Raw genomic sequence first — 23,832 nt, forward strand, 5'->3', positions numbered from 1 at the left:
ACCGTGGGTGGGGGCTGATTCGGGGGGCGCGCGAGTGATCCGGAGTGCAGCGTGCGGCCGGTGCCGTCGGTGACGGTGAGTCGGGAGGCGGGTCCGGTGATGGTGATGACGCCTTTGTGGTGCAGCCGGTGATGGTAGGGACAGACCAGCACGAGGTTGTCCAGGTCGGTGCGGCCGCCGTCTTCCCAGTGCCGGATGTGGTGGGCGTGCAGACCGCGGGTGGCCCCACACCCGGGTACCGCACAGGTGGGGTGGCGGTGTTCCAGGGCGCGGCGCAGCCGGCGGCTGATCAGCCGGGTGGCGCGGCCCGAGCCGATGGGCTGCCCGTCGCGTTCGAACCACACTTCGCAGGTGGCGTCGCAGGTCAGGTAGCGGCGATCGGCATCGGAGAGCAGCGGCCCCAGGTGCAGGGCGGCGATGCGGGCTGTGAGGTCGAGGTGCACGACCACGGTGGTGCGATGCCCGTGGGGGCGGCGGGTGGCCTCGACGTCCCACCCGGCCTCGACCAGGCTATTGAACGCATCGCCCAGGGTGGGGAACGGCGGCCGGGCACCGGGGCTGACGGTGTCGTGGTCGTGGTGGTCGTGTTTCCACTGGGCGACCAACCCGTCGTGGTGGGATTGCAGGGCCGCGTCGAAGGCCGCTGCCTCGGCATGCGGCATCGCGATGTGCCAGTAGGTGTACTGCTCATCGGAGGTCTTGGTAATCGACGCCTGCGGGACCGGCTCGGGAGCAGGCGCGGGTTCGGCGTCCGACTCACGTTCTGGTTCAGGTTCGGGTTCGGGTCGGGGTTCGAGTTTGATCGCGGTGCGGAGTTGGTTGACCGTGGCGCTTCGGGCCAGCTCGGCGTAGTGCGCATCAGACCCTGCCCCCGCCCCCTCGGCGATGACCCCGACCTGATCCAGCGACAGCCGCCCTTCCCGCAGAGCCTGGACGCATTGGGGGAACTCCGCGATGCGGTGGGCGATGGCGGCGATGGTCTTACCGTTCCTCGACGACGACCCGGTCTTCCACGCCATCAGATGCGCCACCGACTTCGCGCCGGTCATCCCGCACAGTTCGTCGTGGTCGATCTCGGCGGCGATCTCCACCAGGCGGGCGTCGATCGCGTTGCGTTGGCCGGTCAGCTCGGCCAGCTCGTCGAACAGCATCTCGAGGCGGTCGATGGGGCGCACCACCACCGCGCCGGACGCCATGCTCGAGGACATGACCCCATACAACCAGGGGGGTCCGACATTTTTGGGCCGCGATCCGTCCCGGGCATCGTCACCCGACGTTTACAGCGAGCCGCTGCATCGTGGAGTTCATTGCTGCGTTAATGGTTTTGCGGATGGGTCTTGGCGGCTGCTGGGACCACGAATCATGGGCCGGGTCGAGCTCGGCCGCCGACGCCGCAGCGTCGGTGACCGCGCGTACGACGCCGGAGCCGGCGGTTCAATGCGAGACGGGAAGTTCGAGTTCAAGGTGCTGGGTGTCGAGCGTCGCCAGACCGCGCTCGAAGACACCTTCGGCGCAGAACAGGCCAAGGGCGAGTTCTTCATCGTCAATCTGCAGGTGACCAACGTCGGAGACGACGCCCGTAGCTTCTCAGCCACTAACCAGAAGCTCATCGTCAACGGCAACGAGTACGAGGCCATCAGCTTTCTGAGCGACAGCTCTTGGAGCGACGACATCAACCTCGGCCTCGGCACTACCGAAAGGGTGGTGTTCGATATCCCACCGGGGGCGGTGCCCTCGGCGATCGAGTGCCGCGACTCCATGTTCTCTGGCGGTGCCCGCCTGGCCCTCTGATCCTCGCCAGATGGAATGTCGTGCAGCTGAGGAGGCCGGTGGTCAATGGGCCTCCTCAGGCTGTCACTTCTTATTCGGTAGTGCCCGTGCGGGTTTCGGTCACGCAGCGTCATAACCGCAAATGACATCGGGCGCGTTAGGAAGCCGACCTCTAGGCAGGGGGATGGCGCGGAGCTATGTGACGTCGAAAAGCGATATCACCGGCGATAGCTGATATCGCCGGCGATATCCAATCTGGAAACCGTGCACCGCCTCGGCAAGTCGCGCCAGAAGTCGACCGATGACGCGACGGCTGCGCAAGTCTCCAGGTGCCGTCCGGTGGCCCGCCGGGAATTGCTCGACCGTGGTGCACTTGAGGTTGTGAGCGATCGACCGCAGCGATTCGCCGTTAGGAACCGATCGACAACCTCCCGAATGACGCCGACTGGCTCGGGATCTTCGACGACTCGCCAGTGAGCGTCGGTCTTCGTCGAGCCGGTCGGTCAGCCAGTCGCCAAGCTGGGGACGGCGAACGGGGACGAAGTCCCGGCTGACACGCGTCGAGATCCCGGCGATCCCGACTACCCCTTCCAATTGCGCTGAGCGCGTAGCTCGCGGCAGGCGCGAAACTGCCGGTCAGGGGAAGTTGTTGCGTCGGTGACGGGAAACAAACGACGACGAACGGGCTCGCATGAGGACATTTTCGGACGGTGTGAATCAAGACCATTGAATATCCGATGGTCAACGTGCCGCCCGCTCGTTGACGCGGCTGGGCTCAACGCGGCGGCGCGGACAGCTGCGCCTTCACGTCGCGGGTCAGCGCGTCACCAAGAATCTCCGCCTCACCGGCGAACAGGCCGTCGAGCGCCAGTTTCGCGATCACGCCCGGGTCGGTCTTCTGATCAGCTGGGATGTGGCTGACCATGTCGGTGTCCATATAGCCGACATGCAGTGCGGCGACGTGAATACCTCTGGGTGCCAACTCGGTTCGCACCGCATCGGTCAGTGCCCAGCCCGCGGCCTTCGCCGCCGAGTAGGCACCGCTGGCCGGCGCATGAAACCACGACAGCACCGACAGGACGTTGAGGATGGCGCCGCCGCCGTTGCGTTCCACGATCGGCGCGAACGCCCGGATCACCTGCAGCGTGCCGAAGTAGTGCGTCTCCATCTCCAGTCGGATGTCGTCGAGCGACCCGTCGAGCAGCCCGGCTTGCGTCGAGACACCAGCGTTGTTGATCACGACGTTCACGTCACCGGCGAATTCCGCAGCGTGCCGGATGGATTCGGGATCAGTGATATCGAGTTGCACCGGTGTCACCCCGGGCAGGTCGACGGTCTCAGGTCGGCGGGCGCCTGCGTACACCTTGGCGCCGCGGGCGACGAGTTGCTCGGCGAACCGGCGACCCAGTCCGCGGTTGGCTCCGGTCACCAGGGCCACGACGTTCTCAGTGTTCATGATGCATTCCTTGGTTGTGTCGCAACGGTTTCGGTACTCAGCGCCCGGGCAGGCGGTGGGTGACGGCACTTCTGTTCGGATTGTGGGTCCGGGGTGTTCCCCGGACTTTCGGGGGAACGCCGACGGCGGCGATGTTCATTCCCGGATCCGTGCCCGGCGATCCGTGGCACGATCACAGAGAGGAGCACCGATGACATCACCCCTGACCGATCTGGGCGTCCGCCTGCCGGTGATCGCCGCACCCATGGCGGGCGGGGCCACCACCACCGCGATGGTGATCGCCGCGGCGCGCGCAGGCAGCCTGGGACTGCTCGCGGCGGGGTACAAGACGCCCGACAGCGTGCAGACCGAGATCGCGACGGTACGTGCTGCGTCGATCCCGTTCGGCGTCAACGTCTTCGCGCCGAACCCCGTACCCGTCGACGTCGAGACCTACCGACGCTACGCGGCCGCCATCCAGCCCGAGGCGGACCGCTACGGCCTCACGCTGCCCGCCGATCCGGTCGACGACGACGATGCGTTCGGCGACAAGATCGACCTGCTTCGCTCCGACCCGGTGCCCCTCGTCAGCTTCACCTTCGGGCTGCCCGGAGCCGACGTCGTCCGCGCACTGCAGAAGGCGGGCACGACGGTGGTGCAGACCGTGACCTCACCCCAGGAGGCCGAGGCGGCGGCCGCCGCGGGTGTCGACATGCTGGCGGTGCAGGCGTCGGTCGCCGGTGGGCACTCGGGCACGCTGACACCGGACCGGATGCCCGACCCGCTCCCGTTGACCGAACTGGTCGCGCGGATCATCACCACGACCGGGCTGCCCGTCATCGCGGCGGGCGGATTGGCCACCGCGGACGACGTCGCGGCCGTGCTGCGGGCCGGGGCCACGGCCGCCGCGGTCGGCACGGTGCTGCTGCGGGCCGAGGAGAGCGGCGCCTCGGCGACCCACAAGGCGGCGCTGACCGATCCGTCGCGCACCGAGACCGTCATCACCCGCGCCTTCACCGGGCGGCCGGCGCGGGGACTGCGCAACCGGTTCATCGATGAGTTCGAGGCGTCCGCACCGCTCGGCTATCCCGCCGTCCACCATCTGACGAGCCCGTTACGCAAGGCGGCCGCCGCCGCCGGTGAGGCCGACCTCGTCCACCTGTGGGCGGGCACCGGTTTCCGCCACGCCGCCGAGAGACCGACGGCGACGATCCTGAGCGAGCTGACGGGTTAAGCGGGTTCGATCGGCGGTGCGGCGATCCCCGCCTGCTTGGCGGCCTTGCGGCGCTTGTACCACTCGAGGAGCATCGGGGCGACCGAGGCGATCACGATCGCGATGACGATCGGCTCGAGGAGCTTCTGGACCATCTCGAACCTGCCGAGCCAGTAGCCGAGCAGCGTCAACCCCACGCCCCACACGACGGCGCCCAGGATGTTGAACAGCGCGAACACCGGGTAGCTCATCCGCGCCGCGCCCGCGGTCAGCGGTGCCAGCGTGCGGACGATCGGCACGAACCGCGCGATCACGATCGCGAACGGTCCGCGTTCCTCGAAGAACAGGTGCGCCTCGTCGAGGTAGCGCTGTTTGAGGATGCGGGCGTTCGGCTTGAACATCGCGGTGCCGACGCTGCGGCCGATCCAGTAGCCGACCTGGCCGCCCAGGATCGCGGCGATCGGGATGAACACCAGCAACTGCCAGAGGTGGAAGTTGATCGGCTCGCCGCCGCCCTCGGCCACCGCGGCCGTACCGGCCGCCAACATGCCCGCGACGAACAGCAGGGAGTCACCGGGAAGGATCGGGAAGAGCACGCCGGATTCGACGAAGATCACGACCAGCAGACCCACCAGGGCCCAGCCGCCGAAGTAGCCCAGCAAAATCAGCGGATCCAGGAAGTCGGGCATGAGGGCCAGATGGGTGGTCGTCATGGGTACCCAAGATACCGGCCGAAAATGGCAGCTAGCCGGTACGCATTCCGGCGGCGGCAGCGTGTTCTCGTCACTAGGGTCCCCTCCATGGCCACACACAGAGCTGTTCACGTCGCCGGCGTAGGCGAGCCGCTGACCCTCGTCGACGTCGACACCCCCGCTCCGCCGCCCGGTCACCTGCGCATCGACGTCGCCGCCTGCGGTGTCTGCGGTACCGACCACGGGTTCGTCAACGGCGCCTTCCCCGGCCTCAATTGGCCGATCACGCTCGGTCACGAGATCGCGGGGACGGTCGCCGAACTGGGTGACGGGGTCGAGCAGTTCGCGGTCGGCGACCGGGTGGCCGTCGGCTGGTTCGGCGGCAACTGCAACACGTGCATCCCCTGCCGTAGGGGACTGTTCATGCAGTGCGTCAACATGCAGGTGCCCAGCTGGCACTATCCCGGCGGCTACGCCGAATCCGTGGTGGTGCCCGCGACCGCGCCCGCGCGCATCCCGGACGGGCTCTCGTTCGTCGAGGCGGCGCCGATGGGGTGTGCCGGTGTGACCACGTTCAACGGGCTGCGGCAGACCCGGGCGCGCGCCGGTGACCTGGTCGCCGTCCTCGGCATCGGTGGCCTCGGCCACCTCGGGGTGCAGTTCTCCAGGGCCATGGGCTTCGAGACGGTCGCCATCGCCCGCGGCGCGGCCAAGGAGGACGACGCCAGGGCGCTCGGCGCCCACCACTACATCGACTCGACCGCCGGCGACGTCGCGGCGGAACTGCAGAAGCTCGGTGGCGCAGCGGTGGTCCTCGCCACCGCCGCCAGCGCTGCCGCGATGGGGCAGACCGTCGGCGGTCTCGGCCCGCAGGGTGAGCTGATCGTCGTCGGCGTCACTCCCGAGCAGTTGCCGATCAGCCCGCTCGACCTGATCAACTCCGGGCTGTCGGTGACCGGCCACCCGTCCGGGACCGCGCGCGACGTCGAGGAGACCATGCACTTCGCCGTGTTGTCCGGAGTCCGGGCGAAGATCGAGGAGAAACCCCTCGCCGACGCCGCCGAGGCCTACGCCGCGATGGACGAGGGCCGCGCCCGCTACCGCATGGTGCTCACCATGTGATCACGCCCCGATAGGGGGATACTTCGTCCTATGCCGATCGCCACTCCCGAGGTCTACGCCGAGATGCTGGACCGCGCCAAGCAGCACTCGTTCGCGTTCCCCGCCATCAACTGCACGTCGTCGGAGACCGTGAACGCCGCCATCAAGGGGTTCGCCGACGCCGGCAGTGATGGAATCATCCAATTCTCCACCGGCGGAGCGGAATTCGCATCCGGACTCGGTGTGAAGGAGATGGTGACCGGTGCCGTGGCACTGGCCGAGTTCGCCCATGTGATCGCCGCGAAGTACCCGATCACCGTCGCCCTGCACACCGACCACTGTCCGAAGGACAAACTCGACACCTACGTCCGCCCACTGCTGGCGATCTCCGCGGAGAGGGTGCGCGCGGGTCGCGATCCGCTGTTCCAGTCGCACATGTGGGACGGGTCCGCCGTGCCGATCGACGAAAACCTCACGATCGCGCAGGAACTGCTCAAACAGGCCGCGGCGGCCAAGATCATCCTCGAGGTGGAGATCGGCGTCGTCGGCGGCGAGGAGGACGGCGTCGAGGCCGAGATCAACGACAAGCTCTACACCACGTCGGAGGACTTCGAGAAGACCATCGACGCCCTCGGCGCGGGCGAGCACGGCCGGTATCTGCTGGCCGCCACGTTCGGCAACGTGCACGGCGTGTACAAGCCAGGCAACGTCAAACTGAAGCCCGATGTGCTCGCGGAGGGGCAGAAGGTGGCCGCCGCGAAGCTCGGACTCGATTCGGGCGCACAGCCTTTCGACTTCGTCTTCCACGGCGGTTCGGGCTCGCTGAAGTCGGAGATCGAGGACTCCCTGCGCTACGGCGTGGTCAAGATGAACGTCGACACCGACACCCAGTACGCGTTCACCCGCCCCATCGCCGCGCACATGTTCACCAACTACGACGGGGTGCTCAAGATCGACGGCGAGGTGGGCAACAAGAAGGTGTACGACCCGCGCAGCTATCTGAAGAAGGCCGAGGCGGGGATGGCCGAACGGGTCATCGAAGCCTGCCGGGATCTACACAGCGAGGGCCGCTCGGTCACGGCGTGACCGATTACGGCGACGGGGCCTGGCAGATCTTCCACTGGTCGTCGCGGAACTCCAGGTCGAAGCTGCGGGTCGAGCGGGTCTGCGGGGCGTAGGCCATGAACGCGGTGACGTTGGCCTCGGCGTGGTCGCCGTTGACGACGACCTGATCGATGCTGGCGACCACCGGGTACTGCTTGGCTGCGGCGACCCGCTTGTGGGTCTCCTCCCACGCCTTGTCGTCGTAGTTGACGTAACTGTCGCGCTTGGCGCCGCACGTGATGCCGCGCAAGGTGGCCAGATCGCCGTTCTGGATGGCGACGTCGAACTGCTCGATCGTCGCGCGGACCTGATCCTCCTGCGACGCCGACGACCCGGCCCCGCGGGTCAGCAGGATCGTGCCGAGAATCGCGATCGCCACCAGCGCGGCGATCACCAGGACGACGGCCACCACCCAGCCCCAGCTGCGGCGTCCCGGCTGCGGCGGCTTCGGAGCGTCCCCGCGCGGAGGTATGACCTGCGGGCCCGCGGCCTTCTGCGCGGCGAACGGGTCGGTGGCCGATCCGGTGTGGCCGGCCTCCGACCTCGGGAACACCTCTGTGGCGGGCTCGGGCGGGGGATCGATCTTCTGGGTGGATCCGGCGTCGAAGCTCGACGGGGCGGTGAAGCGCCGTTCGGGATCGGCCGGTTCGCCCGGCTGCCGGTCCGGCGTCTGCGACGCGATGATCTCGGTGGCGGGTTCGTGATCGGCCGTGGGCGACGGCCGGGTGGCGTCGTCCGGGCCGGTCTGGTCACCGGGACCACCCGCTGCCGACGGCACGGTCGGCTCGTCACCCTGTTCGGGCCCTCGTGGGTTCGACATCCCGCTGCGTTCCTCCTCCGACGACGCTACCGATGGAGCTTATCGACCGATTCGAGCCGATGACCGCTCGCCGCGACCGGCACGGCACAATGTTCTCCATGACGCGGATGGGTGACCTTCTCGGACCGGACCCGGTGCTGCTGCCGGGTGACCCTGAAGCGGAAGCGGAACTCGACGCCAGTGAGAACCCGGCGATCGTGGCCGCGGCCCACCCGTCGGCGTCGGTCGCGTGGGCCGCGCTCGCCGAGGAGGCACTCGCCGAGGACAAGGCCGTCACCGCCTACGCCTACGCCCGCACCGGCTACCACCGCGGACTCGACCAGCTGCGCCGCAACGGGTGGAAGGGCTTCGGGCCGGTGCCCTACCGGCACGAGCCCAACCGCGGTTTCCTGCGCTGCGTCGCAGCCCTGGCCCGCGCGGCGGACACGATCGGCGAGACCGACGAATACCAGCGGTGCCTCGACCTGCTCGACGACTGTGACCCGTCGGCGCGGGCGGAACTCGGGCTGAGCTGAGGCCCGGCTACCAGTCGTTGCTCTCGCAGTTGCAGTCCGCGGCGTCGCCGGGCGGCTCGACCTGCACCGTCGCATGGTCCAGGCCACGGGCGGCCAGCACCGCGCGGGCGTCGTCGAGGACCCGGGCCGAATCGCGGGATGAGGTCAGATGCGCGGTGACGACGTCCTTGCCCGGGACCAACGTCCACACGTGCAGATCGTGCACCTCGGTCACCCCGTCGACCGCGCACAGCGCCGTCTTCAGCTCGTCGACGTCGATGTGAGCGGGGGAGGACTCCGAGAGGATCCGCAGCGCCGCACGAGCCAGTGAGATGGCCCGCGGCAACACCCACAGCGCGACGAACACCGCGACCACGACGTCGGCGTAGGGCCAGCGGGTGGTCACGGTGACAACGCCCGCGATGAGCACTCCGATACTGCCGACCGTGTCGGCGACGACCTCCATGTAGGCGCCCTTGACGGCGAGGCTCTCCTTGGAGTGCGACCGCAGCAGGAGGACGACGACAGCGTTGGCGGCCAGCCCGGCCAGCGCGACCACGATCATCGGTACGCCCGGCACATCCGGCGCGTCACCGAGCCGTTCGACCGCCTCGTAGAGGATGAACACCGCCACGCCCAGCAGCAGCACCGCGTTGGCGACGGCGGTGAACACCTCGGCGCGGTGCCAGCCGTACGTGCGGGCGGGTGAGGCGCTGCCGTGCCGGGCGAGCAGGACCGCGGTCAGCCCCATGAACATCGCGACGAGGTCGGTGAGCATGTGCCCGGCGTCGGCCAGCAGCGCGATGGAGTCGATCGACAGCGCTGTGACCAGTTCGAGCACGAAGAATGCGGTGAGGATGGCCGCGGCGATGAGCATCCTGCTGACACGGGTGTCGGTCCCGTGGTGGTGATCGTGGCCGGCGCCCATGCTCAGCAATCTATGCGTGAAGTCGCATATATCGCAAGGGGTCCGTTCGAGGGACCGCTACAGCCAGGCGGACCAGAAGCGCGTCAGCTGACCGCCGATCGACATCAGCGCACTTGGCACCCCGGACAATTCGGAGAGCCAGTACACCGCGCCGAAGAACCACTGGTTGAGCGCCGGGGCGAGCAGCAGGATCAGCAGGATGAAGAAACCCCACTGCTTGACGGGAACCAGGGCGCGCTGAGTGTCCGGGGACAGATGCGGTTCGAGCGCGCCGTAGCCGTCCAGGCCGGGGACGGGCAGCATGTTCAGGACGAACGCGGTCACCTGCAGGAACCCGAGGAACGCCAGACCGGCCCAGAACACCCCGTGCGCGGGGTCGTACAGCAGACGCGTCAGCCCCAGCAGCAGGATCGCCAGCACCAGGTTCGCGCTCGGGCCGGCGAGGCTCACCAGGGTCTTCTGGCGCGGGGTCATCCACGACGTCCGCAGGTAGACCGCCCCGCCCGGCAGACCGATCCCGCCGAGCGCGATGAACAGCACCGGCAGCCCGAGCGAGAGCATCGGATGCGAGTACTTCAACGGGTTGAGCGTCAGGTAACCGCGGATCTCGACATCGCGGTCACCGAACCGGAACGCGGTGTAGGCGTGCCCGAACTCGTGCAGCGACAGCGACACCAGCCAGCCGGCGATCACCAAGACGAACACCCCGGCGTAGGCCAGCGGCCGCACCGTGTCCGCCGCCATCCACGCCAGGGCCCCACCGGCGACGGTGACCGCCAGGACGGCAAGGAAGACAGGGCTCGGCCGCACCGACTGGCGCAGCGGGCGGATGCTCACGATTCGACGTTACCGGCCACCACGGGGTGGCTCACCCCGCCGAGCGGACCTCGGGCGGCTCGCGCTCGGACAGCTGGTGGTATGAAACCAAGACCATGAATTCGGAAACACTGCCATTGATCGGTGTCTGCGGGGTGAGCGCCACCGCCCGCTGGGGGTTCTGGGACCAGCCGGCGGTCCTCGTCGCCCAGACCTACCTGGAGGCGATCCACCGCGCGGGCGGCCAGCCGCTGATCCTGCCTCCCTCCGCCCACGCCGACACCGACCTTCTCCTCCACACCGTCGACGCGCTCGTCCTCGCCGGGGACGACGACATCGTGTCGGAGCGCGACGGGTTCGAGATCGAGATCGCCGGCGCCGCACTGTCCGAGGCCGTGCCGGTGCTCGGCATCTGCCGCGGACTGCAGGCCCTCACCGTCGCGGGAGGCGGCACCCTGCGCCGGGACGTCGGGGCGCAGCGACCCGACGAGGCGACGTTCCACACCGTCGACGTGACCGCCGACAGCCAGCTCGGCGGCCTCGGCTTCGCCGGCGTGCGCGAGGTGGCCTCCCACCACCGCCAGAGGGTGGCGACCGTCGGTGCGGGCGGCACGGTGACGGCGGTGTCGGCGACCGACGGTGCGATCGAAGCGGTCGAGTGGCCGGACCACCCGTTCGCCGTCGGCCTGCAATGGCACCCGCAGGATCCGTTGCTGCACAACCTGTTCGGCGCGTTGATCTCCGCCGCCACCGCACCCCTGTTCAAAGGCTCGACGCATCAGGTGCAGCCGTGATGGCGGGACCGTCTCGGCGTCAGCCGACGCGCAGCCAGCCCTCGGTGTGGCGGTAGAACGTCGACCGCTTCACCTCGCGCGCGCCGTCGACGCCGTCGCGGACCACCCGCGCGCCCGTGGTCCCCAACTGGGCGGCCCGCCCGGCCACCCAGCGGTGGGGCCGTCCGCGCCCGGACAGCACGGCCGCCCGCAGCCCCGGCATCTGCGCCGTCGGTTCGATGCGGACACCCGCGACGTGACCGGAGAACAGCGTGGTGTCGTCGACCACGCCCTCACCGAACAGATCCTCGCCGGTGCCCCGCCACTCGGCGTGCCCGACGATCGCGATCCCGGCGTCGTCCCTGATCAGCGGCACCCGCCGGGCCGTGCCCGCCAGCGCCCTGCGCGTCCCGAGCCACCCCCGCGCGGCGGCCAGCTCGACGCCGAGCCGCTCGGTGCGCATCAGCCGCGTCAGCGCTGTCGCCAGGTCCGCGTCGGAGCCCACGACGATGAGCCGGCGGGCGCCGGCCGCGGCCGCGTCGACGTCCGCCGTACCGCCCACGTCCACGGTCTTTAGACCGGTCAGCCCGCGGGGCACGTCGTGTCCGCCGAACCGGAGGACGACGACGCCCCCGGCCCTGTCTCTGGCACTCAAGAGCGATCCTCCCGACCTGCTGGGATAGGGTGTGTCACCGGCTGCACCACATCAAGCGGGAGATTAAGCCATGCCGGCAATCGTGCTCATCGGCGCCCAGTGGGGCGACGAGGGCAAAGGAAAGGCCACCGATCTGCTCGGTGGCCGCGTGCAGTGGGTCGTGCGGTACCAGGGCGGCAACAACGCCGGTCACACCGTCGTGCTTCCCACCGGCGAGAATTTCGCCCTGCACCTCATCCCGTCGGGGATCCTCACCCCCGGCGTCACCAACGTCATCGGCAACGGCGTCGTCGTCGATCCGGGGGTGCTGCTCACCGAGCTGCGGGGTCTGGAGGAGCGCGGCGTCGACACCGACCGCCTGCTGATCTCCGCCGACGCGCACCTGCTCATGCCCTATCACGTCGCGATCGACAAGGTCGTCGAGCGGTGGGCGGGCAGCAAGAAGATCGGCACCACCGGCCGCGGCATCGGGCCGTGCTATCAGGACAAGATCGCCCGCATCGGCATCCGCGTCGCCGACGTGCTGGACCCCGTGCAGCTGGCGGAGAAGATCGAGGCCGCGCTGGAGTTCAAGAACCAGGTGCTGGTCAAGATCTACAACCGCAAGGCGCTCGACGCCGCCGAGGTGGTCGACAATCTGCTCGAACAGGCCGAGGGGTTCAAGCACCGCATCGCCGACGCCCGGCTGCTGCTGGGTGCCGCGCTCGAGCGGGGCGAGACCGTGCTGTTGGAGGGGTCGCAGGGCACCCTGCTCGACGTCGACCACGGCACCTATCCGTTCGTCACGTCGTCGAACCCGACCGCGGGCGGAGCGGCCGTCGGGTCGGGCATCGGCCCGACGCGCATCACGACCGTGCTCGGCATCCTCAAGGCCTACACCACGCGGGTGGGTTCGGGTCCGTTCCCGACCGAGCTGTTCGACGAGTACGGCGCCTACCTCGCCAAGACCGGGGGAGAGGTCGGGGTGACCACCGGCCGCGCCCGCCGCTGCGGCTGGTTCGACGCGGTGATCGCCCGGTACGCCACCCGCGTCAACGGCATCACCGACTACTTCCTGACCAAACTCGACGTGCTCTCCAGCCTGGAGACCGTGCCGGTGTGCGTCGGCTACACGATCGACGGTAAGCGCACCGACGAGATGCCGATGACCCAGAGCGACATCGCCCGCGCCGAGCCGATCTACGAGGAACTGCCCGGCTGGTGGGAGGACATCTCCGGCGCCCGCGAGTTCGACGATCTGCCCGCCAAGGCGCGCGATTACGTGCTGCGGCTCGAAGAGCTTGCCGGCGCCCATGTCTCGTGCATCGGCGTGGGGCCGGGCCGGGATCAGACGATCGTGCGCCGCGACGTGCTGGCGGCGCGTTGATGGCGTCTGACTACGGGCTCGATCCGCGGCGCGTCGACCCGGAGTACGACCGCCACGGCGGGTTCCCGTTATTCGAAGCCGCCGAACCCGGACCCGGTTTCGAGCGGTTCCTCACCGCGATGCGGCGGGCGCAGGATCTGGCCGTATCGGTCGACCCGGACCGCGACACCTGGGATGAGGCCGCCGACCGGGTCGAGGAACTGGTCAAGCTGCTGGACCCGTACCAGGCCGGTGAGGGGGTCGGCCCGGCCAACCGGGTGCCGTCGCTGCCGGGAGCGGGCAGCCTGCTGATGCCGCCGTGGACGGTGACCAGGTTCGAGGCAGACGGCGTCGAGTTGGAGGTCACGTTCAGCCGCTACCACGTGGGCGGGAACTCCGCGGTGCACGGCGGTGTGCTGCCCCTGCTGTTCGACTCGATGTTCGGCATGGTCATCCATGCGACCGGCCGTCCGATCAGCCGCACCGCGTTCCTGCACGTGGACTACCGCAACGTGACCCCGATCGACACCGTGCTGACGGCTCGGGGCTGGCTGCGAGAAGCCGAGGGGCGCAAGGCTTTCGTCAACGCCGAACTGCGCGACGGCGCCGACACGCTGCTGGCGGAGGCGAACGGCCTGATGATCCGGCTGCTGCCCGGACAGCCCTGACCGCATGACCGGACCCCAACCGCACCGGATGTCGACGCCGAAGGCCGCGGCGTTCGCCGGAGTGGTCTTCGCGCTGCTGTTCGGCGCGGCGCTCATCCTGATCCGCACGTCGCTTCCGGAAGGCGCCGAACCCGGCTCCCAGTGGATCGACGGGAGCAGTCACCGGTTACGGGTGGCGGCGATGCTCATGCCGTTCGCCGGCATCGCGTTCCTGTGGTTCATCGGCGTGATCCGCGACGGGTTCGGCCGGTACGAGGACAGGTTCTTCTCGACGGTGTTCCTCGGCAGCGGGCTGCTGTTCCTGGCGACGATGTTCGTCGCCGCCGGCGTGGGCGCGGGCCTGGAGTCGATGAGCGGGCACACCGGCGAACCGGGTTCCGACGTGGCCCTGCTCGGGCAGACGGTGCTGCTGTCCATCTCGAAGACCTACGCGCTGCGGATGGCCGCGGTGTTCATGATCTCGCTGGCCACGATCTGGCTGCGCAGCGGTCTGATGCCGAGGCCGCTGGTCTACGGAACCTATCTCGTCGCGCTGGCGCTGATGGCGGCCGCGGAGGTCAGCATGTGGCTCACCCTGGCGTTCCCGGCATGGGTGTTGGTCATCAGCGCATTGTTGTTGCGCCGCAGGTTCACTCCTGAGCCACCCGCAGCGCCGTCGCCGGACACAGCTTGACCGCTTCCCGGGCGTGCTCCTGCTCGCCCTCGGGCACCGGGTCGGTCAGCAGGACGACGATGCCGTCGTCGTCCTGGTCGAACACCTCCGGTGCGGCCATCACACAGTTGCCCGCGCTGATGCACACATCGCGGTCCGCGTCGATCCTCATCGCATCATCACCATCCCACCAGCAGCGACCGTAACCCGTAGATGAAGTGGAACGACCGGAACTCGACATCGTCGAACGGCTCGGCCAGCGTCAGCGTCGGGAAGCGGCGCAGCAGCGCGGGGAACGCGATCCGCATCTCCATGCGGGCCAGCGGCGCACCGAGGCAGTGGTGCACACCGTGGCCGAACGCGAGGTGACCGGGTGCGCCACGGCCGATGTCGAGCGATTCCGGCGCGTCGACGAAACTCGGGTCCCGGTTGGCCGACGGCAGTGAGACGAACACCAACTGCCCCTGGGGAATCGGCACGCCGGCCACCTCGACGTCGGTGGTGGTGATCCGCGGGATGCCGCTGTGCACGATCGACAGCCAGCGGAGCAGCTCCTCGACCGCGGGACCGACCGCGTCGGGGTCGTCGCGCACGGCCGCGAGCTGCTCGGGGTGGCGCAGCAGCGCCAACACCCCGAGGCCGAGCATGTTGGAGGTGGTCTCGTGCCCGGCGAGTAGCAGCAGCCCCGCGATGCCGACCAGTTCGTCGTCGGTCAGCTCGTCGCCGTGTTCGCGCACCAGCATGCCGAGGATGTCGTCGCCCGGTGTGCGGCGGGCGCGGCTCACCAGCGAGTGCATGTATTCGCGGCCCTGCCGGGCCAGCTCGAACCGCTCGGGGATCGGCAGGGACAGGTCGAGCTGACGGGCGCTGCGGCGCTGGAAGTCCTCCCGGTCGGCGTACGGCACGCCGAGCAGTTCGCAGATCACCAGCGACGGGATGGGCAACGCGAAGGCGGCCACCAGATCGGTCGGCGGACCGGCCTTCTCCATCGCGTCGAGGTGTTCGTCGACGATCGCCACGATCCGCGGTTCCAGCCGGTTGATCCGGCGCAGCGTGAACTCGGGGGTGAGCATGCGGCGCAGCCGCTGGTGTTCGGGCGGATCGTTGGCGAGCAGGTTGCCCGCGGCGGCGCGCGCCTGCTCCCCGTCGGGCACGGCGGGGGCACCCGGGACGACGAATCCGGGTGGGCGGGTGTTGGAGAACCGTTCGTGGTCGGCGAGGACGGCCTTGACGTCGTCGTGGCGGGTCACCAGGTAGACGTCCATGCCGAACGCGTTCTTGGCGACCCGCACTCCCGCCGACTCCCGGATCTCGCGCAGCTCCGCCGTCGGGTCGAAACCGGTGCGCCGCATGTGCAGTGGCGGAAGGGCCGGGGCAGCCGTCATACCTACCGAACGTACGCCCGGTGGAGCGGGTGCACGACCGCCGAAGTGTGGGGTCAGGGCGACGCGCGCAGTGCGGGCCACCAGATCTTCGGTCCGATCACCGTGAACAGGGCCGGGATGATGACCGTGCGCACCAGGAAGGTGTCGAGCAGGATGCCCAGGCCGACGATGATGCCCAGCTGGGTGAGCACGATCAGCGGCAGCACGCCGAGGACACAGAACACCGCGGCCAGCACGATGCCCGCGCTGGTGATGACGGCGCCGGTCGCCGAGACCGCGCGCACGATGCCCTGGCGCGTGCCGTGTTCCGGCGTCTCCTCCCGGGCGCGGGTGACCAGGAAGATCGTGTAGTCCACGCCGAGCGCCACCAGGAACAGGAACGCGAACAGCGGCGTCGTGTCGTCGAGCGCCGGGAAGCCGAACAGGTGCACGCTGGCCCAGCCGCCCAGACCCAGCGCGGCCAGGGCGCTGAGCACGGTCACCCCAACGAGGATCAGCGGCGCGAGCGCCGAGCGCAACAGGACGTACAGCACCACGAGGACGACGGCGAGGATCGTCGGGATCACGACCATGCGGTCACGCCCGGCGGCGCTGCTGATGTCGCGGGCCTGTGCGTCGGAACCGCCGACCAGCGCCGACGAGTCCACCGCGTGCACGTTGTCGCGCAGCGTGTCGATGGTCGAGAACGCCTCGTCGGAGGCGGGTTCGGCGGACAGCACCACCGACCACTGCGTCAGCCCGGTCGGGGAGGTGCCCGCCGGGTTCGCCGACACGACGCCCCTGGTGTCGGCGATGGCGCGCTGGAGCTCGTTCGTCTTGTCCGACGGGCCGACGACGCGGGTGGGATCGGTCAGCCCGCTCGGGAAGTGGTCGGCCAGGGTCTCGTAGCCGGTCACCGATTCGGCCTGCACCCGGAACTGCTCGGTCTGCGTCAGCCCGATCGGGGTGAACAGCAGACCCGTGCACAGCACGGCGAGCGTGCCGATCGACAACACGGCGACGCGGACGGGGCGGCGCGCCACACCGTCGGCGATGCGGTGCCACACCCCGCTGTCGGTGAGTGGCGCGGCGCCCTCCCTGGGGATGAACGGCCAGAACAGTCTCTTTCCGAACAACCGCAGCAGCGCGGGCAGCACCAGCAGCACGAAGACCGCCGCGACCACCAGACCGGCGGCGGCCTGCACGCCGAGGGCGCGGGTGCTCGGCGCCGACGCGAACACCAGCGTGAGCAGGGCCAGCACCACGGTGGCGTTGCTGGCCAGGATGGCCGGCCCCGCGGCGCGCACGGCGACGGTGAGCGCTTCGCGGTGGTCGCTGTGGCGGCCCAACTCCTCCCGGTACCGGGAGATCAGCAGCAACGCGTAGTTGGTGCCCGCGCCGAACACCAGGACGCTGGTGATGCCGGAGGTCGAGCCGTCGGGGGTCATACCGACGGCCTCGGCGATCGCGGTGCCCACCAGGGCGGCCACCCGGTCGGCGAATCCGATCACCGCCAACGGCACCAGGAACAGCACCGGCGAGCGGTACGTCACGATCAGCAGCAGCGCCACGACGGCGGCCGTCACCGCCAGCAGGGTGATGTTGGCGCCGGAGAACGAGTTGGCGATGTCGGCGCCGAACGCCGGCCCGCCGGTCACCTCGGCCCGCAGATCGCCCGGCAGCCCGTCGGCGGCGGCCTCCCGTAGGCCTTTGACCGCGTCGGTGAGGTCGAACCCGGACAGGTCACCGGCGAGCGGGACGGTGGCGATGGCCGCCTCGTCGTCCTCGGAGACCAGCACCGGAGGTCCGGCCGGCGCGCTGCCCGCGCCGGCGAGCATGCGCTGGCGCGCCTCCTCGGTGGCGGTGACGTCGGAGGGGGACAGAGGAGCGCCGTCGGTGCGGGTCACCACCAGGATCACCGGGGCCTGATCGCCGCCGGGGAATTCGCTGCGCAGGGCGTTGACCTTGGCGGACTCCGCATCCGCAGGCACCGAGACCGGTGACTGGGAGCTCGACTCACCACCGCTGAGTACGCCCATCAGCCCACCGGACACGAGTACCACCAGCAACGCCACGACCCAGGAGAAACGACCCGCCATACCGACCATTATTGCCGATATTTCAGAAACTGAACATCTGGCCGACCTATCCTCATCGGGTGGCTGACGCCGACCGTGCCGCGCTCGAAGCGCTGATCGCCGCGGACGTGCGTGCGCTCTCGGCCGAGTCCGAACAGATCGGGCGGGTCTTCGCAGCCCGACATTCGCTGTCGTTGAACGACTTTCGCGCGCTCCTGCACGTCATCGTCGCCGAGTCGGCCGGCCGGCCGCTCACCGCGGGCGATCTGCGCAGGCAGATGGGCATGTCGGGTGCGGCGATCACCTACCTCGTCGAGCGGATGATCACCTCCGGCCACCTGCGGCGCGAGTCCGACCCCACCGACCGGCGCAAGGTGATCCTGCGGGTCGCCGAACACGGTATGGGTGTGGCGGGCGAGTTCTTCGCGCCCCTGAACGACCACACCACCCGCGCGATGGCCGGCATGCCCGACGACGACATCGCCGCCGCGCACCGCACGTTCGCGGCGCTGATCGACGCGATGGCCGCGTTCCGGCGCGACCTCGGTGACTAGCGCTGGGCACCCCCTCATGCGCTCGGCCGCACCGGGGGAGTCCCGGCGGTGGTGCTACATCGACCTCCGGCTGGGATGACCATCTGGCAGGCTGGCGGGCGATGACTGAACCAACCGACGCCGACTCACCCGTCACCGACCCCGAGGTGGTGATCCCGCCGGCGGCGCCGGCCGCACCGAGGAGCACCGTGCTGCTGCTCGGCGCAGGGGAACTCAGTCGGGAACTCGCGCTGGCCTTCCAGCGGCTGGGTGCGGTCGTGGTGGCCGTCGACCGGTACGCCGACGCGCCCGCCCACGGGGTGGCCGACCGCTCGGCCGTCGTCCGGTTGACCGACACCGAAGCCGTCACCGCGCTCATCGAGCGGGAGAAGCCGCGGTACGTGGTCGCCCAGTCGGGCGCCATCGCCGCCGACGCGTTGATCGCCGTCGCCGAACGCGGCGGCGTCGACGTGTTCCCGACCCCGCGCAGCACCCGCCTGGGGCAGGACCGCGAAGGGCTGCGCCGGCTGGCCTCCGATGAGCTCGGCCTGCCGACCGCCCCGTTCTGGTTCGCCGGGTCGGCCGAGGAACTCGGCGCGGTCGCCCAGCACGCCGGGTTCCCGCTCGTCGTCAAGCCCATCTCCGGCGCGCCGGGGGAGGGGCAGTCGGTCCTGTTGCGCGCCGAGGACGTCGAACCCGCCTGGCAGCGGGCGATCGCCGCAGGGCGCATCACCCACAACCGGGTGATGGCGGAGACCGTCGTCGAGGTCGACTACGAGGTGACGCTCCTGACGGTCCGCAGCACCGGGGCGACCGGCCCCACGCTGACGTTCTGCGAACCGATCGGCCACCGCCCCGGCGACGGCGATGCGCTCGAGTCGTGGCAGCCGCAGCAGATGACGCCCGCCGCGCTCGACGCGGCGAAGTCGATCGCCGCGCGCATCGTCAACTCGCTCGGCGGACGGGGCGTCTTCGCGGTCGAACTGCTGGTGCGCGGCGACGAGGTGTACTTCTCCGACGTGCGGGCCCGTCCGCAGGACACCGGTCTGGTGACCCTGCGTTCACAGCGGCTCTCGCAGTTCGAACTGCACGCCCGGGCAGTCCTCGGCCTCGAGGTCGACACGATCATGATCTCGCCCGGTGCGGCGGAGGTCCGTTACGCGGGCACCGAGACCTCGGTGGCCGAACCGTCGGGCGCCGACATCTCCGCGGTGGTGGCCGAGGCGCTGGCCACCCAGGAGAGCGACGTACGCCTGTTCGGCCGACCGGACGAGACCGACGGCCGGCGCCGACTCGGGGTCGCCCTGGCCACCGCACCCGACGTGATCATCGCCCGGGACCGCGCCCGCCGGGTGGGCGCCGCGCTGCGCAAGCTGTGGTGAGCGATGCCCGCTGAACCAGATCCGGAGACGGGCCGCCCCAGCGACCGGCCCACCGCCGCACCGTTCATGATCGCGCTGGTGATCATTGTGCTCGTCGTGATCGGTATCTGGCTGGTGAACGTGCTCGAGGGTGACCAACCCACCCCCGAACAACTGATCGGCCGGGCCGCCGCCGCCCAGAACGACGCGCTGCAGCGCGGCAGCTATCAGGACTATCAGGCGTACACATGTCGCGCGGAGCACGCGACGGAAGCGGATGTGCTTGAGCGGCAGCGCAACTCGTCCGCCGAACAGGGCGCCCGGTTCATCGACGGCGTGAGCGACGTCGCCGTCGAAGGCGACCGGGCCACCGCCACCGTCACCTACCACTTCGACAGGTCCGAAGACGACAAGTTCGGGGTGCCGACGACCTTCGTCATGGAGGACGGAGCGTGGAAGGTGTGTTCGACCGCCTCCGGCTAGATGTGCGAGACTCACGGCCGTGAGTTATGCGGGAGACATCACGCCCGAGGAGGCCTGGCAGATCCTCGACGGCGACCCGAACGCGGTGCTGGTCGACGTCCGCACCGACGCCGAGTGGCGCTTCGTCGGGGTGCCGGATCTGTCGTCGTTGTCCCGCGATGCCGTGTTCATCGAGTGGAACCGGACCGACGGCACCCGCAACCAGGGGTTCGTCGACGATCTGAAGGCCGCGGGCATCGAGCCCGGTGAGCGCCCGGTGGTGTTCCTGTGCCGCTCCGGCAACCGCTCGATCGGCGCCGCCGAAGCCGCGACCGAGGCGGGGATCGGGCCGTCGTACAACATCCTCGACGGCTTCGAAGGTGACCTCGACGACCAGAAGCACCGCGGCCGCACCGGCTGGAAGGCCGTGGGGCTGCCCTGGAAACAGTCATGAGTTCTGACAAACCATCGGTTCGGCGCCCCGCCGAACTGCCCGAAGGGGTCGGTCCGGCCACCATCGGCGTGCGCGGCGGCCTGCTGCGGTCCGGGTTCGAGGAGACCGCCGAGGCCCTGTACCTCACCTCGGGGTACGTGTACGCGTCGGCCGCCGAGGCGGAGAAGGCGTTCACCGGAGAGATCGACCGGTATGTGTACTCGCGGTACGGCAACCCGACCATCTCGATGTTCGAGGAGCGACTGCGGCTGATCGAGGGTGCGCCCGCGTGCTTCGCCACGGCCACCGGCATGGCCGCGGTGTTCACGTCCCTGGGCGCGCTGCTGGGGGCCGGCGACCGACTGGTCGCCGCGCGCAGCCTGTTCGGCTCCTGTTTCGTGGTCTGCAACGAGATCCTGCCGCGCTGGGGTGTGGAGACGGTGTTCGTCGACGGCGACGACCTCTCGCAGTGGGAGGAAGCGCTGTCGGTGCCCACCCAGGCGGTGTTCTTCGAGACGCCGTCGAACCCGATGCAGTCGCTGGTCGACATCGCCGCGGTCTGCGACCTGGCGCATGCGGCGGGCGCAAAGGTGGTGCTGGACAACGTCTTCGCGACACCTCTGCTGCAGCAGGGCATGCCGTTGGGCGCCGACGTGGTGGTGTACTCCGGCACCAAGCACATCGACGGGCAGGGCCGGGTGCTCGGCGGCGCGGTCCTCGGTTCGCAGGAGTACATCGACGGCCCGGTGCAGAAGCTGATGCGCCACACCGGCCCGGCGATCAGCGCGTTCAACGCCTGGACGCTGCTGAAGGGGCTCGAGACGCTGGCGGTGCGGGTGGACTACTCGAACCGGTCGGCGCAGCGGATCGCCGAGTTCCTCGAGGGGCATTCATCGGTGAGCTGGGTGAAGTATCCGTTCCTGGAGTCGCATCCGCAGTACGACCTGGCGAAGCGGCAGATGAGTGGCGGCGGCACCGTCGTCACCTTCGAGCTCTCCGGTGGCAAGGACCGGGCCTTCGAGGTGCTCGACAAGCTGGAGTTGATCGACATCTCCAACAACCTCGGCGACGCCAAGTCCTTGATCACCCACCCCGCCACCACGACCCACCGGGCGATGGGCCCGGAGGGCCGGGCCGCGATCGGTCTGGGCGACGGCGTGGTGCGGGTGTCGGTCGGGCTGGAGGGCACCGACGATCTGATCCGCGACCTCGACCGGGCGCTGAGCTGAGTGTCGCGGCGTTCGGAGGCGAAGAAGGCGCGCCGGCGTAAGCGCCAGGCGGCGCGTGGGCCGCGCTGGACGCCGGAGGCCGAAGACGACGGTCTGGTCGTCGACGACGTGATCACTTCCCGCGGGTGGGAATTCGACGTCGACAACTCGAGTGACGAGATGGTCACGTGGTACTTCCCGCCCTCGGGTTTCGAGTCGGACGACGAGACCGTCGAGACGGTGACGCGGATCTGGCTGACCGAGGACGAGGAGTGGCACGTGATCCTGGTCGGGGCGGGCGCGGACGGGGCCGACTACGTCTTCTCGGCCTACGCCCTGCTCGAACACCTCGAGACCATCGAGGCGTACCGCGCAGGGGATCCCGCGCCGGAGTTCGCCTAGGGCGGGCCGGGGGCAGGTCTCGCCGAACGTGCGTCCACTGCGAGATCCGGCCGCATTCTTCGCAGTGAGCGCACGTTCGAAGGCCGGGCTAGCCTTTCTCGCCGCCCTCGACCACCCCGAGCGCCGTCTGCGCCCGGTCCTCGTAGCTCTTGCGCTCGGCGGTGTCGAACTCGAGGAACACGTTGTCCAGCCCGAGCTTCCTGTTCATCCAGCGGCGTCCGCGCGGCCCGAGCAACTGGGCCGCCTGCGCGGTGAACCGCAGGAACGGCGGCACCGACACGTGCGTCTTCGGCTTGTCGAGGGTCTTGACGATCGCCGCCGCGATGTCCTCGGGTTCGACCGGCTTGGTCCCCGCCGTCTCCTTGGTTCCCGAGATCAACTCGGTCCGGGTGAACGGGGGCATCACCACCGAGACGTGCACACCGTGCGGCGCCATCTCGTCGGCCAGCGCCGCCGACAGCCCCACCACGCCGAACTTCGCGCCGACGTACACCACCTGACCCGGGACGGGGATGACCCCGGACAGCGACGCGATGTTGATGATGTGACCGCGCCGCCGGGCGATCATGTCGGGCAGCGCCAGCTGGCATCCGGCGATCACGCCGTAGAGGTTGACCTCGATCGACGACCGGATCGCCTGTTCGGACTGACCGAGGAACGGCCCGATCGGCATCACGCCGGCGTTGTTGATCAGCACGTCGATGTGACCGCCGCCGTCGGTGCGGGCCTTGTCCAGGAACGTCGCGAACGACTCGCGGTCGGTGACATCGAGCGGATACCCCGACACCGGTCCCAGCTTGGTCAGCTGGGCGACCGCCGACTCCTGCAGCGCCACGTCGCGATCGCCGATGACGACGCGCGCGCCGCGCGCCAGCAGAGCCTTCGCCGTGGCGTAACCGATACCGCGAGCGGCGCCGGTGATCGCGATGGTCTTGCCACTGATGTTGTCCATGCCGCCGAACTTTACAGGTGTCAAATTTTGATCGGAAGAGGGTCTGAAAGGGTGATCCGGTGATCGAGGACCTGCGGTTCGTGGCCGTGGACCAGACCGACCCGCTGGCCGAACCCCTGCTCGCTGAACTCGCCGTCGAATACGCCGACCGCTACGAGGGCCGCGCCGAGGCGATCCTGGCGTGGCTGCGCCGGTATCCGGCTGCCGAGTTCGCCCCGCCGGACGGCGCCATGCTGGTCGGACTGCTCGGCGACACCCCCGTCACCGGCGGGGCGTTCCGCCGCTTCGGTGTGGTCGAGGGAGCCGAGACCGCCGAACTCAAGCGCATCTGGACCGACAGCGCGCATCGCCGGAGGGGCTACGGCCGCGCCCTGCTCACCGTGCTGGAGCACGAGATCGCCGCCCGCGGCTATCGCCGGATCTACCTCACCACCGGTGACCGACAGCCCGAGGCCGAGGCGCTCTACCTCGCAACCGGGTATCAGCGCCTCGCCGAACCCCTGCCGGCGGAGGGCGAGGTGTACCCCGTGGCCTTCGCCAAACTGCTGCGGTGACCGCTTTGTAAGCTGGCGC

The 23,832-nt window shown here is 69.5% G+C and carries 27 protein-coding genes; 16 read left to right on the plus strand and 11 right to left on the minus strand.

What is annotated here, in order from left to right:
- A partial coding sequence (locus AU195_RS11735) for an HNH endonuclease signature motif containing protein (protein WP_059159305.1) occupies positions 1 to 1,208 on the minus strand: 1,208 nt, incomplete at its 3' end.
- Between the two features lie 154 nt (positions 1,209 to 1,362).
- On the opposite strand from AU195_RS11735, the gene AU195_RS11740 reads away from it, so the two are divergent.
- Positions 1,363 to 1,791: a DUF4352 domain-containing protein gene (locus AU195_RS11740; protein WP_082703041.1), complete on the plus strand. Its 429-nt coding sequence runs from the start codon at positions 1,363 to 1,365 to the stop codon at positions 1,789 to 1,791.
- Between the two features lie 754 nt (positions 1,792 to 2,545).
- Here the strand turns inward: AU195_RS11740 and AU195_RS11745 are convergent.
- Positions 2,546 to 3,226 carry an SDR family oxidoreductase gene (locus tag AU195_RS11745; protein WP_059159244.1) on the minus strand — a complete coding sequence of 227 codons (681 nt, stop codon included), beginning with the start codon at positions 3,224 to 3,226 and terminating at the stop codon, positions 2,546 to 2,548.
- Between the two features lie 190 nt (positions 3,227 to 3,416).
- Between AU195_RS11745 and AU195_RS11750 the strand changes: the two genes are divergently transcribed.
- Positions 3,417 to 4,439 carry a nitronate monooxygenase gene (locus AU195_RS11750; protein WP_059159245.1) on the plus strand — a complete coding sequence of 341 codons (1,023 nt, stop codon included), beginning with the start codon at positions 3,417 to 3,419 and terminating at the stop codon, positions 4,437 to 4,439.
- Here the strand turns inward: AU195_RS11750 and AU195_RS11755 are convergent.
- Positions 4,436 to 5,131, minus strand: a complete 696-nt coding sequence (locus tag AU195_RS11755; RefSeq protein ID WP_059159246.1) for a VTT domain-containing protein — start codon at positions 5,129 to 5,131, stop codon at positions 4,436 to 4,438. The genes AU195_RS11750 and AU195_RS11755 overlap by 4 nt on opposite strands.
- A gap of 87 nt (positions 5,132 to 5,218) precedes the next feature.
- Between AU195_RS11755 and AU195_RS11760 the strand changes: the two genes are divergently transcribed.
- The gene (locus tag AU195_RS11760; protein ID WP_059159247.1) at positions 5,219 to 6,232 is read left to right on the plus strand and encodes an alcohol dehydrogenase catalytic domain-containing protein; all 1,014 of its coding nucleotides are present in this window, start codon (positions 5,219 to 5,221) and stop codon (positions 6,230 to 6,232) included.
- A 30-nt stretch (positions 6,233 to 6,262) separates the two neighbouring features.
- Entirely contained in the window at positions 6,263 to 7,297 is a 1,035-nt protein-coding gene (gene fbaA / locus AU195_RS11765; RefSeq protein ID WP_059159248.1) for a class II fructose-bisphosphate aldolase, read from the plus strand.
- Positions 7,298 to 7,301: 4 nt separating this feature from the next.
- Here the strand turns inward: fbaA and AU195_RS11770 are convergent, their stop codons facing one another.
- Positions 7,302 to 8,135 (minus strand): Rv0361 family membrane protein, encoded by an 834-nt coding sequence (locus tag AU195_RS11770; protein WP_059159249.1) that lies wholly within the window; start codon positions 8,133 to 8,135, stop codon positions 7,302 to 7,304.
- 98 nt (positions 8,136 to 8,233) lie between these two features.
- Between AU195_RS11770 and AU195_RS11775 the strand changes: the two genes are divergently transcribed.
- Positions 8,234 to 8,650: a DUF3151 domain-containing protein gene (locus tag AU195_RS11775; protein WP_059159306.1), complete on the plus strand. Its 417-nt coding sequence runs from the start codon at positions 8,234 to 8,236 to the stop codon at positions 8,648 to 8,650.
- A gap of 7 nt (positions 8,651 to 8,657) precedes the next feature.
- Here the strand turns inward: AU195_RS11775 and AU195_RS11780 are convergent, their stop codons facing one another.
- Entirely contained in the window at positions 8,658 to 9,557 is a 900-nt protein-coding gene (locus tag AU195_RS11780) for a cation diffusion facilitator family transporter (protein WP_059159250.1), read from the minus strand.
- A 57-nt stretch (positions 9,558 to 9,614) separates the two neighbouring features.
- Positions 9,615 to 10,394, minus strand: a complete 780-nt coding sequence (locus AU195_RS11785) for a site-2 protease family protein (RefSeq protein WP_059159251.1) — start codon at positions 10,392 to 10,394, stop codon at positions 9,615 to 9,617.
- A gap of 95 nt (positions 10,395 to 10,489) precedes the next feature.
- Between AU195_RS11785 and AU195_RS11790 the strand changes: the two genes are divergently transcribed.
- Complete coding sequence (locus AU195_RS11790; RefSeq protein WP_059159307.1) at positions 10,490 to 11,167, plus strand: gamma-glutamyl-gamma-aminobutyrate hydrolase family protein; 678 nt, start codon at positions 10,490 to 10,492, stop codon at positions 11,165 to 11,167.
- Positions 11,168 to 11,186: 19 nt separating this feature from the next.
- Here the strand turns inward: AU195_RS11790 and AU195_RS11795 are convergent, their stop codons facing one another.
- On the minus strand, positions 11,187 to 11,801 hold the full coding sequence (locus AU195_RS11795; RefSeq protein ID WP_059159252.1) for a hypothetical protein: 615 nt from the start codon (positions 11,799 to 11,801) through the stop codon (positions 11,187 to 11,189).
- Positions 11,802 to 11,871: 70 nt separating this feature from the next.
- On the opposite strand from AU195_RS11795, the gene AU195_RS11800 reads away from it, so the two are divergent.
- Genes AU195_RS11800 through AU195_RS11810 form a run of 3 tightly spaced genes read left to right on the plus strand, consistent with a single transcriptional unit; the run spans position 11,872 to position 14,487 of the window.
- Positions 11,872 to 13,167, plus strand: coding sequence for an adenylosuccinate synthase (locus AU195_RS11800; RefSeq protein ID WP_059159253.1), 1,296 nt, complete (start codon positions 11,872 to 11,874; stop codon positions 13,165 to 13,167).
- The gene (locus AU195_RS11805) at positions 13,167 to 13,814 is read left to right on the plus strand and encodes a PaaI family thioesterase (protein ID WP_059159254.1); all 648 of its coding nucleotides are present in this window, start codon (positions 13,167 to 13,169) and stop codon (positions 13,812 to 13,814) included. The genes AU195_RS11800 and AU195_RS11805 overlap by 1 nt, the downstream gene beginning before the upstream one ends.
- A 28-nt stretch (positions 13,815 to 13,842) precedes the next feature.
- The gene (locus AU195_RS11810) at positions 13,843 to 14,487 is read left to right on the plus strand and encodes a hypothetical protein (protein ID WP_059159308.1); all 645 of its coding nucleotides are present in this window, start codon (positions 13,843 to 13,845) and stop codon (positions 14,485 to 14,487) included.
- On the opposite strand, the gene AU195_RS11815 is transcribed toward AU195_RS11810, so the two are convergent.
- The 3 genes from AU195_RS11815 to AU195_RS11825 are packed head-to-tail and all read right to left on the minus strand — an operon-like array spanning position 14,444 to position 17,929.
- Entirely contained in the window at positions 14,444 to 14,638 is a 195-nt protein-coding gene (locus AU195_RS11815) for a ferredoxin (protein ID WP_059159255.1), read from the minus strand. The genes AU195_RS11810 and AU195_RS11815 overlap by 44 nt on opposite strands.
- Before the next feature lie 7 nt (positions 14,639 to 14,645).
- On the minus strand, positions 14,646 to 15,851 hold the full coding sequence (locus tag AU195_RS11820) for a cytochrome P450 (protein WP_059159256.1): 1,206 nt from the start codon (positions 15,849 to 15,851) through the stop codon (positions 14,646 to 14,648).
- 53 nt (positions 15,852 to 15,904) lie between these two features.
- Positions 15,905 to 17,929, minus strand: a complete 2,025-nt coding sequence (locus tag AU195_RS11825; RefSeq protein WP_059159309.1) for an MMPL family transporter — start codon at positions 17,927 to 17,929, stop codon at positions 15,905 to 15,907.
- A 59-nt stretch (positions 17,930 to 17,988) separates the two neighbouring features.
- Here AU195_RS11825 and AU195_RS11830 point away from each other — a divergent pair, with 59 nt between their 5' ends.
- From AU195_RS11830 to AU195_RS11855, 6 genes are all read left to right on the plus strand, one after another.
- Positions 17,989 to 18,462 (plus strand): MarR family winged helix-turn-helix transcriptional regulator, encoded by a 474-nt coding sequence (locus AU195_RS11830; protein WP_059159257.1) that lies wholly within the window; start codon positions 17,989 to 17,991, stop codon positions 18,460 to 18,462.
- Positions 18,463 to 18,563: 101 nt separating this feature from the next.
- Positions 18,564 to 19,823 (plus strand): formate-dependent phosphoribosylglycinamide formyltransferase, encoded by a 1,260-nt coding sequence (gene purT, locus AU195_RS11835; protein WP_059159258.1) that lies wholly within the window; start codon positions 18,564 to 18,566, stop codon positions 19,821 to 19,823.
- Positions 19,824 to 19,826: 3 nt separating this feature from the next.
- On the plus strand, positions 19,827 to 20,285 hold the full coding sequence (locus tag AU195_RS11840) for an Rv0361 family membrane protein (RefSeq protein WP_059159259.1): 459 nt from the start codon (positions 19,827 to 19,829) through the stop codon (positions 20,283 to 20,285).
- Between the two features lie 19 nt (positions 20,286 to 20,304).
- Positions 20,305 to 20,718 carry a rhodanese-like domain-containing protein gene (locus AU195_RS11845; RefSeq protein ID WP_059159260.1) on the plus strand — a complete coding sequence of 138 codons (414 nt, stop codon included), beginning with the start codon at positions 20,305 to 20,307 and terminating at the stop codon, positions 20,716 to 20,718.
- Positions 20,715 to 21,926, plus strand: a complete 1,212-nt coding sequence (locus AU195_RS11850) for an O-succinylhomoserine sulfhydrylase (RefSeq protein ID WP_059159261.1) — start codon at positions 20,715 to 20,717, stop codon at positions 21,924 to 21,926. The genes AU195_RS11845 and AU195_RS11850 overlap by 4 nt, the downstream gene beginning before the upstream one ends.
- Positions 21,927 to 22,307, plus strand: a complete 381-nt coding sequence (locus AU195_RS11855) for a hypothetical protein (protein ID WP_059159262.1) — start codon at positions 21,927 to 21,929, stop codon at positions 22,305 to 22,307.
- 88 nt (positions 22,308 to 22,395) lie between these two features.
- On the opposite strand, the gene AU195_RS11860 is transcribed toward AU195_RS11855, so the two are convergent.
- Positions 22,396 to 23,259, minus strand: a complete 864-nt coding sequence (locus tag AU195_RS11860; RefSeq protein ID WP_059159263.1) for an SDR family oxidoreductase — start codon at positions 23,257 to 23,259, stop codon at positions 22,396 to 22,398.
- 59 nt (positions 23,260 to 23,318) lie between these two features.
- Between AU195_RS11860 and AU195_RS11865 the strand changes: the two genes are divergently transcribed.
- Positions 23,319 to 23,813 (plus strand): GNAT family N-acetyltransferase, encoded by a 495-nt coding sequence (locus AU195_RS11865; protein WP_059159264.1) that lies wholly within the window; start codon positions 23,319 to 23,321, stop codon positions 23,811 to 23,813.
- Positions 23,814 to 23,832 lie beyond the last annotated feature (19 nt).

Source organism: Mycobacterium sp. IS-1496, from assembly GCF_001499995.1.
Taxonomy (GTDB): domain Bacteria; phylum Actinomycetota; class Actinomycetes; order Mycobacteriales; family Mycobacteriaceae; genus Mycobacterium.